The following is a 15855-nucleotide window of genomic DNA, read 5'->3' on the forward strand; positions in this document are numbered from 1 at the left end:
AGCCCGTGCGCCCCATAAAATAACCGTGGAGCTTTGCAGGCGTAAGAGAGTAGCTTACTTGTGCCATAATTACCGTTGAGGGTATTTCGTGTATGTCTGAGTCGTCATATGGGCTTTCCGTTGTTTCTTCCATTGAAGAATACCACCAGTTGGTGCAAAGCAATGCGGGGCAGCGGCTCGTAGACCTAGCCGAGCTGATTCCGTCCGTTGTGCTTGATATTCGCTACGCCACCCCCGACAATTTGCTGGGCGAGGCTGTGTATCCGGAGGCGCGGGCCCTCCTGCGCGAACCCGTAGCGGAAGCCCTGGCCCAGGTGCAAGCCAGCCTAGCCGACCGCGACCTAGGCCTGTGCGTGTACGATGCGTATCGGCCCTATAGCATAACGGTGCGCATGTACGAGCAGATTCAGGACGAAAACTTTGCTGCTCCTCCTTGGCGGGGCTCCCGCCACAACCGGGGTTGCTCCGTGGATGTAGGCCTAGTCATGCTCAGCAACGGCAAGCGGGTGCCGCTCCCTACTGACTTCGATGAGCTGACGCCCGCCGCCCGCTCCCGCTACGGCGACCTGCCGGCCCACGTGATGCTGAACCGCAGTATTTTGCTGGCCACTATGCAGTACCATGGCTTCATTAACTACCCCGGCGAGTGGTGGCACTTTGATCATCAAAGCTGGGCTGAGTTCGATCTGCTCGATATTCCGTTCGATCAACTAGCCTCGGCGTAACGTTTTCTGGGGCCCAACAGACTAAGCGAAGGAGGTAATTGCGTTGTGTTCGTTGTTGTCGGCTGGCCCAAGCCGGAGGCGGGCTGTGTGCCTAACCGCCAGACCTGGCCTAGGGCCCACTACTATTTCAGCGGCAGGCGACTCTGCCACGGCTGAATAGCGTAATTTTGGGCAATGTCTCGATTTTTTGCCCCCGGCCGCTTCCCGCTTTTTGCCTTATTGCTTCTTACCTGGCTGCTGACCAGCCACGTTGCCACCGCCACCGATGCGCCGCCTAAGCGCGAACTACGGGGCGTTTGGATTGCCACCGTGGAGAACATTGACTGGCCTAGCAGCCGCAGCCTCACCCCGGATCAGCAGCGCCGCGAGTATCGCCGTATTCTAGATGAGCACCAGCGCAGCGGCATCAACGCCGTATTTGTGCAGGTGCGGCCCGCTTCCGATGCCTTTTACCAGAGCAGCCTGGAGCCCTGGAGCAAGTGGCTTACGGGCACCCAGGGCAAAGCACCCACACCGCTCTACGATCCGCTGCCCTTTCTGATTGAGGAGGCGCACAACCGAGGTATGGAGTTTCACGCGTGGTTTAACCCGTACCGCGCCTCTATGGACTCCGTGACGCGGCGCCTCGCTCCCAACCACCCGTTTCGCCAGCACCCCGAGTGGTTTCTGCGCTTCGGGGGCAAGCTGCTCTACAACCCTGGCCTACCCCAGGTGCGCAACTATATCACGCAGGTAATCCTCGACGTGGTGAAGCGCTATGATATCGACGGCGTCCATTTCGACGACTACTTCTACCCATATCCTGAGGGTGGGCTTACCATCCACGATGAGGCGGCCTACGCCCAGTACAACCCTAACCAGTTAGACTTGGCCGGGTGGCGGCGCGAGAATGTGAACACGCTGATTCACACTTTGCATGATACTATCCAGAGCACCAAGCGCTGGGTGAAGTTCGGCATCTCGCCGTTTGGCGTGTGGCGCAACCAGACCACCGACCCCAACGGCTCGGCTACCAAAGCCTTTCAGGGCTACGACGGCCTCTACGCCGACGCGCTGGAGTGGCTGCGGCAGGGCTGGGTCGACTACGTGCTGCCCCAGCTCTATTGGAGCACTAATTTTAAAGTAGCCCAGTACCCGGTGCTGGTGGAATGGTGGGCCCGCAACAGCAACGGCCGCCACCTCTACATCGGGCACGGAGCGTACCGCATGCTCGAAAATACCCGCGCCGATACCACGTGGCGCAACCCCCGCGAGCTGCCCCGGCAGGTGCGCTTCAACCGCACTTTCCCCACCGAAGTAGGAGGGAGCGTGTTCTTCAGCTCGAAGTCGTTGCTGTCGAATCCCTTGCACACTACCGACTCGCTGCGGCAGCACGAGTTCCGGTACCCGGCGCTGGTGCCCGCCATGCCTTGGCTGGATGCCGTGCCCCCGCGCCCGGCTCAAAACCTGACCCTCACGGCCTCTGCCGCGGCCAATACGCTTACCTGGCAACCCAGCCCCGTGGCCTCTGATGGCGACGCGGCCGCCTACTACGTACTCTACCGTTTCGATAGCAACACCCAGCCCACCCCCGACGACCCACGCAATATTCTGGCCGTGCTGCGCCCTCAGTTGGGCCGCGGCTTGTTCTTCGCCGATACCACTGCCCGCCGCGGAGTGGCCTACGCCTACTACCTTACTGCCGTCGACCGCCTGCACAATGAAAGCTCGCCGGTGCGGGTGCTAAGTACTGGCCGCGCCGCTGAAATTGTGGTGGCTCAAGCTCCTGCACCTGCTCCCGGCCCGTCGGCCCCAGCGCCCCAGCCTACGGTGCCCGCGCCCACCGTACCGGCTAGGCCAGTGCCAACGCCCCGGCCCACGGTAAGTAGCACAGCTCCTACTAAGGTCAAGACAAAAACGAAGACCAAGCGCAAGCGGGGTGGCTTCTTTGACCGATTGTTTGGCGGACGCTGAGCTTAGTTTTCCTGCTACACTCTTTAACAGGTGGCTTATCTAGGCCACCTGTTTTAGTAAATGCAGAACTAGATAGGCTGGGGCTGCACTGAAAATGCCAGAAAGCTTAGCAGCCTGAAGTAAATATTTTGTGTAAGATTTTATGGTTTTTCTTCAACAAAAGAAGAAAAGTACGCCTCAGTATTTAGTACTACTCTTCCAGCAGTTTGTAAAAATATATGCCCCGAATCTAGGGGTTTGTACGGAGTAAAAAGCTGCCAAAATGGCTGTAAGCTCCACAATACGGAGTAAGCAAGTAGCCTATTGTCCCTCAGCTTTCAGGTCAACATATGGTTCAGGTCCTGCGTAAATCTAACTCGTCGGTATTTTAATTATTCCGATGGTTTTATTACTGCAAGACCTGAAACATGATTGACATTCAAGATGATATATATAGTAGTGAATATCTTTCTTTTATAAAAAAGAAGGAATTCCCCTGCGTAGCGGCCAAAACGGCCCTTACCTTCCAGCAGATCAAATGCCTGGTAGTTGACCACTTAGCTTGCCCTAAAGACGACGCGGCCATTCTGGAGTTTGTGTATGATTTCGTGGATACCTACCGGCAGTCGGAAAAGCTCTACCATAGTGCGGCCGTTATCTTCAAGGGGCCTGAGGCACCCAACGAGGCTATGTTTGAAGAGCTGTTCTGGCAGCGCCTACAGTCCCTTTCCAACCTAGACGCCCAGCACTACGGGTACGACCGCCGAGTAGTGGCCGACCCCTCTTCACCAGACTTTAGCTTCAGCCTGAAAGAGGAAGCGTTTTTTGTGATTGGGCTGCATCCCGGCAGCTCCCGGGCAGCGCGCCAATTTGCGTATCCCACCATGGTGTTTAACCCGCACGCTCAGTTTGAGCAAATCCGCAACAACGACCGCTACAATAGCATCCGCGACACCATCCGAACCCGCGACGTGGCCTACTCGGGCTCCATCAACCCCATGCTTCAGGACTACGGCGAGGCATCCGAAGCCTACCAGTACAGTGGAAAAGCGTATGACGAAACCTGGAAGTGTCCTTTCTTAAGCCAACATGGAGCCATTAACCATCATTCCGCCGCGTAGCGGCACCGCCTTTATCCTGCGTAAGGGGCAGAAGCTGAAAGTAGTAGATATTGAGGGCGAGCAGGTTTCAGACTTCGTGTGCTATAACCTCGATGACCGGGCCGAGTACCTTTCCTCGGGGCGTACCATTGATTACGCTGAGACCATCTTCCTAACCAAGGGCCACCCATTCTACTCCAACCGCAGCAACATTATGTTTGAACTGGTGGAGGACACCGTGGGCCGTCACGATTTTTTGCTGACTCCCTGCAGCGCCGATACTTTTCGCATCATCTACGGCCACACGCACCCGCACCGCGGCTGTTTCGGTAACCTCTGCGAAGCCTTAAAGGAATACGGCATCAGCCCCGACGCCATTCCAATCTGTTTTAACATCTTCATGCACGTAACCGTGAATGGCGAAACCGGCCGAATAGATGTACTGCCGCCCAAAAGCAAAGCCGGTGACTATGTTATCCTGGAAGCCAAAACAGACCTTCTCATCGGTATGACGGCCTGTTCGGCAGAAATGTCGAATAACTACTCGTTTAAGCCCATCGGCTACCAGATTCTAGACTAGCTGACACCTACAGCCACAGGTACTGGCCTAGCGCGAACTTGTTAGCCTACTGGTCATTAAAAAAGCTCCTCTCAATTGCTGAGAGGAGCTTTTTGCGTTTTAAGCGTAGCCTAGTGGCCTAGAGCGACTTTACAGCTAGTGTTACGGTCACGTCGCTAGCGGAGGTACGGTTGATGCCCGTAACTGTGAAGATGGCGTACTGGTCGGCGTTACGTAGTCGGGCTATGTACACGCTGCCTACGGCCACGTTGTCGAGGGTGGTGAGCTGGCTGGCGGCGGCAGTGGTTTGGTACACCTGCCGGATGCTGTTCAGCGTGGCCGCATTATACACTGCCGCGGTGGTAGCCGCAAACTTGGTAGTGTTGAGGGCCTTCAGCTGCACGGCATTGCTAGCGGTGCTGCTAATGCTTACGTCCTTGCTGGTAGCGGCGCCTGCTGCCGGCACAGCGGCAAACGTCGTCAGGTCGTAAGCTGCTAAGTCGCCGCCAGTGGTACCGGCATACGTGAGTGTAACAGTAGTAGCAGTGGCTAGGCCAGTAGCGGTGCCCGGCGTGATGGCCGCGGCAGTAGCTGTAGCCGTCCGGACGCTGGGTGCAGCGGGAGGCGTCGTGTTCTGGTAGCGCGACTTTGCCTCAAATCGGTACTGCACGGTTTGGCCGCTGCTGCCGGCCGGAATGGTCACATCTACGTTCACGGCTGTTTGCGCGCCAGTTTGGGCGGCAGTGCCAGCCGGAAGGCGTACGGCCCGCTGCGCCCGGCGTTCAGCGGCATTACCCACTTTCACGTAGGTCACCAAGCTGTCGAGGTCCTTATAGAGCGTGCCGGTGGATGTAAGGGCCGAGGCGGTATTAATACCGCCCTCGTTCAGCAGCACGTTGTAGCGTACCACGTCGCCGGGCACGGGAGTAGCACCGGTCGGGGCCGTTACGTTGGTTACCGTATTTACCTTAATCGTCGGCGTAGACTCGGCAAGGCGGAAGTTAAAGGACCGGGTTTTCGTCTGAGAATTCTCCGACACTACCACGGCATCCACGCGCACGTTGGCCTTGTTCTGGCCGGCTGGCACTACAAAGTTTACCACCAGCGTATCGGCATTTTTGCGCTTGGAAAAGGCCGGGCGGTACGGAATGGTTTGGGCCAGCGTTGAGTCGCGGGAGGGCTCTACTTTCTGCAGAATGCGAATTTCACGAATGGGAGCCGTTTGCTGGGCGAACTGCAGCTCAAACTGCACCACTTCACCCGTCGCGTACTTCGTGATGGTGGGCAGGGCGTTGGAGAGGAACGTGGGGTACTGGGGGCCTATTTCGTCGTAATAGGTATCAATTTCTTTCTCGCAGCTGGCTAGGCCTAGGCCACCGACTACGGCCAGTAGGCCCGGAACCAAGCGGCGGAGTGTGCTATATTTCATGGAGAGGGTCCGTTAAAAAGTCAGGAATACGCGCGAAGGCTAGGCTACTTAGGGACGGTCCCACCACAGCGGTTTCGTGATGTAGTCGTCGTTGTTGGTAGCATTCACATCAGAGAAGACCTTGCTCACCGCTTGCGGGTTGTAGAGCACCTCCGTGCCGCCTGGTAGCATTCGGCGGGGCCAACGGTCCTTGAAATCGGGCTTGGCCGCCAGCACTGCGTTAGCGTTGGCTGGGTACTTCAGGTTCACGTAAATCTCCGGGCTGAAATCGTAACGGCGCAGGTCTGACCACGACTCCGGGTTTAGGAACATGGCAATGTATTTCTGCTCCATGATGCGCTTGAGGCTCAGCTCGCTGGTGTTCTGCGCCACGGCCGCGCTGCCGAGGTAGGCGTCAACCTGAGCAGTCGTCAGTACCGGGAACGTAACGGCTGGGTTACCGTTGGAGCCACCCGCACCAATCTTGAGCATGTGCGCCCGAACACCATCACGGTACGCCTTCAGGGCCCGATCGAGGTTGCCAGCCTTAAAGGCAGCTTCGGCCTCAATAAACTTCAGCTCATGGAAGCTCAGCACTTCAAAGTAGCCCAGGTCGCGGGCATACCAGGAGCTGTAGAAATCGGTGAAGCCGTTTACAATGTTGGTGGTGGCAGACTGGGTCACGCCGGGGTCGTTGCCGGTGCTGGTGGCCGTGGCCATAATGGTCAGGCGAGGGTCTACCACGCCGGGGTAGGCAGCGCCGGCCACGTTACCGTTCAGGTACTTAATGATGTTGGTGGAGAAAGTAGCCGTTGGGTAGTTGTTGCGCGTAGTCCCGAAAATATTCGTTGTGCTGGCCAGCGGTGCTACAGCTACTTGGTACTGGAGCTGGGCATCGTCGGCAGAACTGGTCATGCCATTGTCTACCAGCGTCAGAATCTGCTGCGGGTTGTAGCTGCTCTTCTTGCTCAGGTGATTAAGCTGCCGTGCCTTGAGGCTGTTGGCAAACTTAATCCACTTAGTAAGGTCGCCCTTGAAGAGGATGTCACCGGAAATGCTGGGGGAAGTGATGTACAGCGGCCGGAACTCCTGCGCCACCGGAGTTTTCATCAGCTCAATTCCCTCGTCGCAGAGCGTGAGAATGTTCTGGTAGATCTGCTCCTGGGGGTCGTATTTGGGCGTGTAGTTGGCGGCACCTTGGTAAGCCTCCGAATACGGAATATCTCCCAGCATATCGGTGGCGTGCGCCAGCAGCATGGCCTGGATAATTTTGCCCGCGCCAATGTAGTGCGGCGAGCCTTCCTGCTGGGCGGCGGCCGTCATGGTCGGGATGTTACCGCCGGAGTAATAGTAGGTGTAGTTGAACAGGTTGGTGCTGTTGGCATTGGTCAGCACAAACTGGTCGGTGCTGGCAGCCGGAGTTTTGCGCACCGTGTACTGCGTGATGTACGTGGTGGTAAGCGAGGTGAACATTTGCGTTTGCACGGCCTGCGAAATAATGCCAGGCAGCAAAAAGTTCGGCGTGGAGGTAGTAGGATTATTAGGGTCGGTATTGGTGTCCAGGAAACTTTCGCAGGACGTAAGCGTGGCTCCACTTCCGAGAAGCAGGCCTAGAAAAAGAAGATATCGTTTCATGTACAAAGTCTGTTTATTGTCAATTGCTGACGGCTGAGTGAGAGCCAGGAAGGATCTGAAACTGATGCAGTATGCCCCAGAAACCGGCCCCGCTCACCCAGCGTTCAGCAGTTGAGTGCTAGAATTTCACGCGTACGCTCATGTCCACGCCACGCGTGCCGGGCACGCTGCCATAGTCGAAGCCGCTGGAACCGCCGCCGCGCACACCCGCACCAGCCGCCGATGTTTCCGGATCGACGCCGCTGTATTTAGTGAGCAGCACCAGGTTCCGGCCCGTTACTGCCAGCTCCACCCCTTGCACGGTTTTGGAATTGCTGAACAGGGTAGTGGGTAGGTTGTAGGTCAGCGTAACGTAGCGCAGACGCGACCAAGAGCCGTCTTCAATGAAAGGCGTGCCGATGGCCCCTAGGATATTCTGATAGTAGGCTTGGGTAACTTCCACGGGCCGGGTGTTCGGCACATATGAGCCATCAGCCTGCGCCACTACGCCTGAGAATACTACTTGCTTGTAGCGGTCGAGGGTCCGCTCGCTTAGGCCCTGGCGGGTCGCAAACCAGTCGTTTCCGTTTACCACTTTGCCGCCCTTACGGAAGTCAAGCAGGAAGGCCAACGACAGATCTTTGTAGCGGAAGTTGTTGGTCACCTGCACAGTATAGTCAGGGGCGCGGTTGCCTGCGTACACGAAGGTACTAGTGTTGATCAGCGGATACCCCGTGGTAGCGTTAATCAGGATTTGCCCATCGGGGGCGCGCTGAAAGTCAAGGGAGCTGATGGAAGAAATTGGCTTGCCAGGGAAGGCACCACCGCGTGCTACGTCAATGATAAAGGCATCCGACTGGTACACTTCCGTCAGGAAGCCGGGCAGCTTGGTAGCCTTGTTACGGTTGGCGTAGAAGTTGGCGTTGATATCCCAGTTGAAACCGGTAGAGCTTTGCACGGGCGTACCACGCAGGGCCACTTCAATACCCTTGTTGGTAACTGTACCGCCATTGATGTACTGCAGAATAAAGCCCGTGGCTTGGCTTACGCGAGGAGCAATCAGCTGGTCGCGGGTGTCTTGCTGGTAGATATTAGCTTCCAGGCCTAGACGGTTGCGCAGGAACTGCAAGTCGATGCCCACTTCGTAGGCGCGGGTGCGCTCTGGCACCAGCAAGCGGTTGGAGCCGTAGAAGCCGTTACGAAAACCGCCCCCAATGTAGGTGGCCTGAGCCAGCGGCGAGTCAACGCGGTAAGGGCCGGTGTCTTTGCCCACTTCGGCTACCGAGCCCCGAATCTTACCGTAGTTCAGCCAAGGGTTCTGGTCGAGGCCAAACAGCTTGGTGAACTGCCAGCCCAGCGCCACGGAGCCATAGCCGAACGTGCGGCCGAAGTTCTTGTTTTCACCTGGCCTAGGCAAGGTAGAAGACTGGTCGATCCGGCCGTTCAACTCCACATTCACCTGCTGAAATAGATTCACGTTGAGGCGCGCGAAGTTACCAATCAGTCGCCGCTCAGTATTAGTGATGAGCGTGTTGCGGTTGACGGTGTTGTTGATGGATGGAATGGCCGGGAACGGGTTCAGGAAAATCAGACCCAGGTTGTCGGTGACTTCGGCCCGGCTCATTTCTACCGTGTTACCCAGTACCAGCGAGCCATTCACGTTTTCGTTCAGCTCGTGCTTCAGCGTCACCAGGAAGTTGGAGGTGAGCAGGCGGTTTAGGGTAGCCGTTTCACCCACGCCCCCGTCTTGGTTACTAGCCTGCGAAGTGCCCACCGCCCGAATGGAGCGGTCTTTCTGCACGTAGAAGTCGGTGCCGATATTGTAGCTCAGGCCCAACCACTTGTACAGGTCCAGTGTGGTCTGCACGTTGCCGATAAAGCGGTTGGTGCGCGTGGTTTGCGGGTTGCGGTATACCGTGAAGTAGGGGTTATCGGCGTCGTTGGCCGAGGTGCCCGTGCCCAGCAGGCGGCGGCGGGTGCCATCGGGGTTGAGGTAGTTGCGGGCATCGTCATTACGGGGCCAGCTTAGTAAGCTAACCAAGTAGCCGCCCGTGCTGGCAAACAGGCCAGGGCCTTGCAGCGGGGTGCGGCCCCCCACGTTCAGGTACTGAGCCGAGCCCGTTACGCTGAGCTTTTCCGTGAGCTTGGAGGTACCCGAGAGGCGTAGCGTGGTTTTATCGTAGAGGCTGGTGGGCGCCACGCCCGAAACATCGGTGCGGGAGCCAGAAAACAGGAACGTGCTCCGGTCGGTGCCCCCCGACATGGTCAGGTAGTGCTGCCAGCTCTTGCCGGTCTGGAAGAAGTCGCCCAAGTTGTCGTACGCCTGCTCGCCGGGCTGAAAACGCGGCCCGAAGGAGTTGCGGGTAGTGGCGTCAAACACGCCGTTGGCGCCCTGCTTGTACTGGTCCTGAAGCTTGGGGAGGCGGTTCACCTCGTCTACTGAGAACTGCGTGCGGTAGGTGATAGTAGCCCGGCCTGCCGCGCCTTTCTTGGTAGTGATAATTACGGCTCCGTTTGCGGCGCGCAGACCATAAATAGCTGCCGCGGCCGGCCCCTTCAGCACCGTCATGCTCTGAATGTCCTCGGGGTTCAAGTCGCCGGCGCGGTTCTGGTTGGCCGTAGAGCGACCCAGCAAGCCGTTGAAGCCCGAGCCGCCCCCCGGCGCTGTGCTTTCCACGAATGAGTTGTTGTCCATGATGATGCCATCCACCACAAACAAGGGCTGGTTGTTGCCATCGAGGGAGTTACCGCCCCGGATTACAATGGCCGCGCCTTCGCCGGGTGCCCCGCCCGAGCTGGTAATCTGCACACCCGCTACTTTGCCCTGCAAGGCATTCACGATGTTAGTCTGGCGAGTCTCTACCAGTTCAGAACCCTGCACCTGAGGGGCACTGTAGTTTAGGTCGGTACGCTCCTGCTTGATGCCGTAGCCCGTTACTACTACCTCATTGAGGCTCTTAGAGTCGGGGGCGAGGCTGATATTGGCGGAGGGGGAGTTGCCCAGGCGATACTCCTGGCTGGTGTAGCCAATGAAGCTAAACACCAGGGTGCTGCCTTCCGGCACGTTAGGCAGGGAGTAGCGACCTTCCCCGTCGGTTTGGGTACCGAGGGTGGTACCTTTCACCAAGACGTTGACACCGGGCAGCGGCTGCTGGTCGTTGGCACCGGTAACCACGCCAGTTATGGTGCGAGTAGCAGCCGTTTGGGCGTAGCTCGGCGGGGAAGCCAGCAGCACCCCTAGGGCCAGCGGAGACCATAGAAGTTTTTTCATAAAGAGTGAGTGAGAGATGAGTGGGGATGAGGGGGCCCCGGCGGGAGCAGGACGCCGAGAAACACTAATCAAAAACAGCCTGTCGGGGGCAGGCTGAAAAGAAAGGAAAAACTAAAAGACGTAAAAAATGAAACTGAACGACCGAAAAAAGTACCCAACTCGGGTAAGGACGGCCAGTTTTATTGAAAAAATTGAAAAAAAGTGCTGCTAAAGCTAGCAGGCACAAATTCAGCAATCAACTATATAGAGGTTTCTCTAGCTTGCCCCGCGCACTTTGAATGCTCATTGTAAAGCCTCAACTTACCCGCTAGCATCTAGCACCACACCTGAGCTTTGTTGCCCTAAGCTACTGTTATCTCATTAAATTTCTTACATGCAGACTACTACACAGGCCGCCGTGCAAACCACCGGCACCCAGCCCCTAGCCGAAGCTTCCCAACCTGGCCGGCTTGTGTCGCTTGATGTCTTCCGGGGCATCACGGTAATGGCCATGATTCTGGTGAACAATCCCGGTAGTTGGGACCATATCTATGCCCCGCTGGAGCACGCCCACTGGCACGGCTGCACGCCCACCGACCTCATCTTTCCGTTCTTCCTATTCATTGTAGGCGTAAGCTTGGTCTATGCCCTCGATGGGGCCCGGCAGCAGCCCGAAACCCACGGGCGCATCATGCTGCGCATTTTGAAGCGGGCGGCCATTTTGTATGGTCTAGGCCTATTCTCGGCCCTGTTTCCTAGTTTCGATTTTAGCACGGTGCGCATCCCAGGCGTGCTGGCCCGCATTGCCTTGGTGTTCCTGATATGTGGTATCGTGTTCTTGAAAACCACCTGGCGCCAGCAGTTAGGCCTGTTGGCTACCATTTTGGTGCTCTACAATGTGCTGCTGCAGTTGGTGCCAGTACCCGGCTACGGGCCCGCCAACCTGGAGGCCAGCACCAACCTGGGCGCCTGGCTCGACCGTACTATTCTGGGGGAAGCCCACCTCTGGAAATCAAGCCGCACCTGGGATCCCGAAGGGATTTTGGGCACCCTGCCCGCCGTGGGTACTGGCCTACTGGGTATGCTCACGGCCCGCTGGCTGCGGCAACCGGAGGTGGCCCCAGCAACGAAAGTGGCCTGGCTGTTTGTGGCAGGGGGCGCCTGCGTGGTACTAGGCCTGATCTGGAACGGTTGGTTTCCCATCAACAAAAGCCTCTGGACCAGCTCTTACGTGCTTTACGCCGGTGGCCTAGCGGTGGCGGTACTAGCCGCATTCTACTGGCTCTGCGACGTGCAGGGCTACCGTGGCTGGATTAAGGCACCCTTGGTGTACGGCGTAAATGCCATCACCGTGTTTTTCCTTTCTAGCTTGGTACCGCGCCTGCTGAACATGATTAAAGTGCCCGGCCCTAACGGCCCAACTGGCCTACGGACGTGGATGTATGACACGCTGTTTGTGCCGTATTTCAGCCCCATTAATGCCTCGTTGGCGGGGGCCATTGCATGCGTGCTTATTTGGCTGGGCATTCTGTGGGTGATGTATAAGAAGCAGATCATCATTAAAGTGTAGCCTGCTCTAGGCCACCTCAGTACCTGATTTCCACTACTCACACCAACGACGGCCCTGCTTTCTCGTATTGGAAGTATGAAACATCCGTGGATACTGGCAGCAGCCCTTGTGCTAACTGCCCCGGCCGTAAGTGCCCAAACAACCCCCGCTACTCCTGCCGCGGCCTCCACCACGCCGATATCCGCGAGTCACCGCAAAGCGGCCGAAGAGCTACTGGCCGTAACTGGCAGCGAAAAGAACATGACGGAAATGACCAGCCGCATGCTGGATGTGCAGCTAGAGCAGCGCCCCGAAATGAAAGCGGTAGAGCCTGAAATGCGCGCTTTCCTCACGAAGTACATGAGCTGGCAGTCTATGAAGGAAGACCTGGTGCAGCTTTACGCTCAGGAGTTCACCGAAAAAGAACTCAAAGAGCTGAACAAGTTCTATCAGACGCCTACTGGCCGCAAAACCATCCAGAAAATGCCCATGCTTATGCAAGCCGGCATGGAAATAGGCCAGCGCCGCGTGCAGGAGCACCTACCCGAATTGCAGAAAGCCATTGCCGACAAAATGCAAAGTCAGCAAGCAACTCCAGGCACGGGAACGGTGAAATAGTGATTGAGTGGATGAGTGAAGTGGCCTAGCGCGTCACTGTGCGGAGGCCCGACGACCTAGTTCTTCCTTGTTCATAGGCGAACCGTTCATCATGTTTAAAAGCCCTTACTTCTTGGCAGAAGTAAGGGCTTCTTATTTCTCCAGGATGTTACTTTCTGAGATGGAAGGCTGGCTATAATGATAGCTCGATATGCCACATGCTCGCAATGACAGAGCAGTTCTAGGACACTTCACCAACTCGTTCCGTCACCTTATCACCTCATCACGAAAACTCGTACCCGGCAAAATCTTCGCGGAGCTTGGTTTTGAGGAGCTTGCCGGTGGCGGTGTGGGGGAGTTGGTCTACAAACTCTACGGCTTCCGGAATCCACCAGCGGGCTACTTTGCCTTCGTAGTAGGCCAGTAGCTCTTGTTTGCTGATTTGGGCTTCGGGCTTGCGGACGACAACCAGTAGGGGCCGCTCACTCCATTTGGGGTGAGGCACGCCAATCACAGCGGCTTCGGCAATGGCGGGGTGGCCTACGGCGAGGTTTTCCAGCTCGATGCTCGAAATCCACTCGCCGCCCGACTTGATAACGTCCTTCGAGCGGTCGGTGATTTGCATGAAGCCATTGGGGTCTATGGTAGCTACATCGCCGGTGCAGAACCAGCCGTTGGCGGTGAGTCCGCTCGGCTGGTCGGATCCGAAGTACTCGCGCACGATGAACGGCCCGCGCACCAGCAGGTCGCCGAAGGCCACGCCGTCGTGGGGCAGCTCCTGGCCGGCATCATCCACAATCTTCATGTCAACGCCGAAAATGGCTCGGCCCTGCTTGGTCTGGATAGCAAACTGCTCGTCGGGGCTAAGGCTGAGCTGCTGGGGCTTGAGGGTGCACACGGTACCCAGCGGCGAGGTTTCCGACATGCCCCACGCGTGCCGAATTTCTACGCCCAACTCTTCCTCAAAGGCCTTGAGCAGAGCTGGCGGACAGGACGCTCCGCCCACAATCATCTTCCGGAGGGTGGAAAACTGTAGTTGTTTCTCGCGCATAAACGTCAGCAGCCCAAACCAAATGGTGGGCACGCCGGCCGTAAACGTCACGCCTTCCTGTTCATAGAGCTCGTAGAGGCTGGCCGCGTCGAGGCCGGGGCCGGGCATCACCAACTTACAGCCGTTCATGGGCGCCGCATACGGAATGCCCCAGGCATTGACGTGAAACATGGGCACCACCGGCAACACCACGTCTCGGGCGGAGCAGTTAAAGCAGTCGGGCAGAGAGGCGGCGTAGCTATGCAGCAGCGTAGAGCGGTGGGAGTAAAGCACGCCCTTGGGCTGGTCGGTGGTGCCGGATGTGTAGCACAGTGAGGAGGCCGTGTTTTCGTCGAACGTAGGCCACTCGTACTCGGCATTATGGGCCGCCAGCAGGTCTTCGTAGCAGCGTAGATTGGGGAGGGTGGTGGTTTCGGGCAGGTGGGCCCGGCCGGTCATCAGCACCCAGCTTTCCACGGTGGGGCACTGGGGCACCAGCTTCTCTACCAGGGGCAGAAAGGTGAGGTCGAAGAACAGCAGCCGGTCTTGGGCGTGGTTGATGATGTAGACGAGCTGCTCAAAAAACAGGCGGGGGTTGATGGTGTGGCACACTGCGCCCATGCCCGAAATACCATAATACAGCTCAAAGTGGCGGTGCGTGTTCCAGGCCAGCGTGCCCACCCGGTCGCCGCCACGAATGCCCAGCTCCGTTAGGGCATTGGCCAGCCGCTTGCTGCGCTGGTGAGCCGCAGCATAGGTGTAGCGGTGTAGGCCACCCTCGGGTAGGCGAGAAACAATTTCAGTGTCAGCGTGCCACTTAGCAGCGTGCTCCAGTAGCCCCGCAATGCGCAGGGGCTCGTTCATCATCAGGCCTAGCATGGGAATCTTGTTGGTGGGACCCATAAGCTAGGTATTTGCCCGCATAGTTTTACTTCCCAGCCAACTACTAGCGTCGAGCTTAGTATAGCAATATGTAGCTATAAAATTTAATTATTAAACTATTTGAGGTTCGATTCATGTATGTGCCAGTATCTTTCCGTGGTCAAGTTGTTACTGATGAGCTTGATAAATAAGCGTTTGTAGTACCTGTATGCAGTTTCGTACCGTAACTTTTCCTAGTTCGCTCACTCCCGGTCAGCCCTTTGTTAATCAGTCACTTGAGGCCTTAGAGTATACCCACCCACTATTGCAGCGCAACAAAGTGCGGGTTATTGGCAGCGGAGAGCAGGTGCTGCTGTTTTGCCACGGCTTCGGCTGCAGCCAGCACATCTGGCGCTACCTTACCACGTCGCTGGCCACGCGCTACAAGCTGGTACTGTTTGACTATGTGGGTTCCGGCGAATCAGACCTCCAGGCTTACGAGCCAGTGAAGTACAGCTCGCTGGAGGGCTACGCGCAGGATATCGTGGATATTTGCCAGGTGCTGAATCTGCGCGATGTGGTGCTGGTAGGCCACTCCATCGGGGCCACTATTGCTATGCTGGCCGCCATTCAGGAGCCCGCTTATTTTGCAAAGTGCATTATGCTGGCGCCCTCTCCTTGCTACACCAATGAGCCGGGCTACCACGGCGGCTTCGAGCGCGAGGATGTGCATCAGCTGCTGCAGCTCATGGACGCAGACTACTCTAGCTGGGCCAATATGTTTGCCACTATTCTGATGGGGGCCAGAAATGAGTCGTCGTTGGGGGAGGAGCTGGCCGGCTTCTTCTGCAACACCGACCCTCAGATTGCTAAGCAGTTTGCCACCACCGCTTTCCTGGCCGATAACCGGGCCGAGGTGCCATTGCTCAACATCCCAACCCTGATCTTGCAATGTTCGCAGGATGCCGTAGCTCCGGAAGAAGTAGGGGAGTACCTGCACGCACACCTGCCCCAGTCTACGCTAGTGAAGCTGCAGGCCACCGGCCACTGCCCCCACCTGAGTGCCCCCCTAGAAACTCTCACGGCCATGGAGACTTTCCTGTCGGCTAATTAGAGACACGATACAATACTCAAGCCGTCATCCTGAGCAGCGCGAAGGATCTTCTCACGCATGAACGACTGGCCTAGAGCCTAACGCTTCGTGGTAAGATCCTTCGCGCTGCTCAGGAT

The 15855-nt window shown here is 57.2% G+C and carries 11 protein-coding genes; 7 read left to right on the forward strand and 4 right to left on the reverse strand.

Features of this window, described 5'->3' with window-relative positions:
* The first annotated feature begins 92 nt into the window (after positions 1 to 92).
* From EU556_RS06890 to EU556_RS06905, 4 genes are all read left to right on the forward strand, one after another.
* Positions 93 to 725 (forward strand): M15 family metallopeptidase, encoded by a 633-nt coding sequence (locus EU556_RS06890; RefSeq protein ID WP_135432434.1) that lies wholly within the window; start codon positions 93 to 95, stop codon positions 723 to 725.
* Between the two features lie 174 nt (positions 726 to 899).
* Positions 900 to 2678, forward strand: coding sequence for a glycoside hydrolase family 10 protein (locus tag EU556_RS06895; protein ID WP_135432436.1), 1779 nt, complete (start codon positions 900 to 902; stop codon positions 2676 to 2678).
* A gap of 407 nt (positions 2679 to 3085) precedes the next feature.
* Entirely contained in the window at positions 3086 to 3778 is a 693-nt protein-coding gene (gntA, locus tag EU556_RS06900) for a guanitoxin biosynthesis heme-dependent pre-guanitoxin N-hydroxylase GntA (protein WP_135432438.1), read from the forward strand.
* Positions 3747 to 4337, forward strand: coding sequence for a DUF1989 domain-containing protein (locus EU556_RS06905; RefSeq protein ID WP_135432440.1), 591 nt, complete (start codon positions 3747 to 3749; stop codon positions 4335 to 4337). Before gntA ends, EU556_RS06905 begins: the two co-directional genes overlap by 32 nt.
* A 118-nt stretch (positions 4338 to 4455) precedes the next feature.
* On the opposite strand, the gene EU556_RS06910 is transcribed toward EU556_RS06905, so the two are convergent.
* From EU556_RS06910 to EU556_RS06920, 3 genes are all read right to left on the reverse strand, one after another.
* Entirely contained in the window at positions 4456 to 5745 is a 1290-nt protein-coding gene (locus tag EU556_RS06910) for a hypothetical protein (protein ID WP_135432442.1), read from the reverse strand.
* A 48-nt stretch (positions 5746 to 5793) separates the two neighbouring features.
* Positions 5794 to 7359, reverse strand: a complete 1566-nt coding sequence (locus EU556_RS06915) for a SusD/RagB family nutrient-binding outer membrane lipoprotein (protein ID WP_135432444.1) — start codon at positions 7357 to 7359, stop codon at positions 5794 to 5796.
* 118 nt (positions 7360 to 7477) lie between these two features.
* On the reverse strand, positions 7478 to 10609 hold the full coding sequence (locus EU556_RS06920; protein ID WP_135432446.1) for a SusC/RagA family TonB-linked outer membrane protein: 3132 nt from the start codon (positions 10607 to 10609) through the stop codon (positions 7478 to 7480).
* 373 nt (positions 10610 to 10982) lie between these two features.
* Here EU556_RS06920 and EU556_RS06925 point away from each other — a divergent pair, with 373 nt between their 5' ends.
* Positions 10983 to 12158 carry an acyltransferase family protein gene (locus tag EU556_RS06925; RefSeq protein ID WP_135432448.1) on the forward strand — a complete coding sequence of 392 codons (1176 nt, stop codon included), beginning with the start codon at positions 10983 to 10985 and terminating at the stop codon, positions 12156 to 12158.
* Positions 12159 to 12233: 75 nt separating this feature from the next.
* A complete protein-coding gene (locus EU556_RS06930) occupies positions 12234 to 12755 on the forward strand; it encodes a DUF2059 domain-containing protein (RefSeq protein ID WP_135432450.1) in 522 nt (173 codons plus the stop codon).
* A 262-nt stretch (positions 12756 to 13017) separates the two neighbouring features.
* Here EU556_RS06930 and EU556_RS06935 read toward each other — a convergent pair whose 3' ends face one another.
* Positions 13018 to 14667: a 3-(methylthio)propionyl-CoA ligase gene (locus EU556_RS06935; RefSeq protein ID WP_245327469.1), complete on the reverse strand. Its 1650-nt coding sequence runs from the start codon at positions 14665 to 14667 to the stop codon at positions 13018 to 13020.
* A 187-nt stretch (positions 14668 to 14854) separates the two neighbouring features.
* Between EU556_RS06935 and EU556_RS06940 the strand changes: the two genes are divergently transcribed.
* Complete coding sequence (locus EU556_RS06940) at positions 14855 to 15739, forward strand: alpha/beta fold hydrolase (protein ID WP_135432452.1); 885 nt, start codon at positions 14855 to 14857, stop codon at positions 15737 to 15739.
* Positions 15740 to 15855 lie beyond the last annotated feature (116 nt).

Origin of the sequence: Hymenobacter fodinae, from assembly GCF_004745825.1 — a bacterium.
GTDB lineage: Bacteria > Bacteroidota > Bacteroidia > Cytophagales > Hymenobacteraceae > Hymenobacter > Hymenobacter fodinae.

Coding starts and splice junctions, on each gene's coding strand:
- EU556_RS06890 (WP_135432434.1), top strand. CDS start 93: ATGTCTGAGTCGTCATATGGGCTTTCCGTTGTTTCTTCCATTGAAGAA.
- EU556_RS06895 (WP_135432436.1), top strand. CDS start 900: ATGTCTCGATTTTTTGCCCCCGGCCGCTTCCCGCTTTTTGCCTTATTG.
- gntA (WP_135432438.1), top strand. CDS start 3,086: ATGATTGACATTCAAGATGATATATATAGTAGTGAATATCTTTCTTTT.
- EU556_RS06905 (WP_135432440.1), top strand. CDS start 3,747: ATGGAGCCATTAACCATCATTCCGCCGCGTAGCGGCACCGCCTTTATC.
- EU556_RS06910 (WP_135432442.1), bottom strand. CDS start 5,745: ATGAAATATAGCACACTCCGCCGCTTGGTTCCGGGCCTACTGGCCGTA.
- EU556_RS06915 (WP_135432444.1), bottom strand. CDS start 7,359: ATGAAACGATATCTTCTTTTTCTAGGCCTGCTTCTCGGAAGTGGAGCC.
- EU556_RS06920 (WP_135432446.1), bottom strand. CDS start 10,609: ATGAAAAAACTTCTATGGTCTCCGCTGGCCCTAGGGGTGCTGCTGGCT.
- EU556_RS06925 (WP_135432448.1), top strand. CDS start 10,983: ATGCAGACTACTACACAGGCCGCCGTGCAAACCACCGGCACCCAGCCC.
- EU556_RS06930 (WP_135432450.1), top strand. CDS start 12,234: ATGAAACATCCGTGGATACTGGCAGCAGCCCTTGTGCTAACTGCCCCG.
- EU556_RS06935 (WP_245327469.1), bottom strand. CDS start 14,667: ATGGGTCCCACCAACAAGATTCCCATGCTAGGCCTGATGATGAACGAG.
- EU556_RS06940 (WP_135432452.1), top strand. CDS start 14,855: ATGCAGTTTCGTACCGTAACTTTTCCTAGTTCGCTCACTCCCGGTCAG.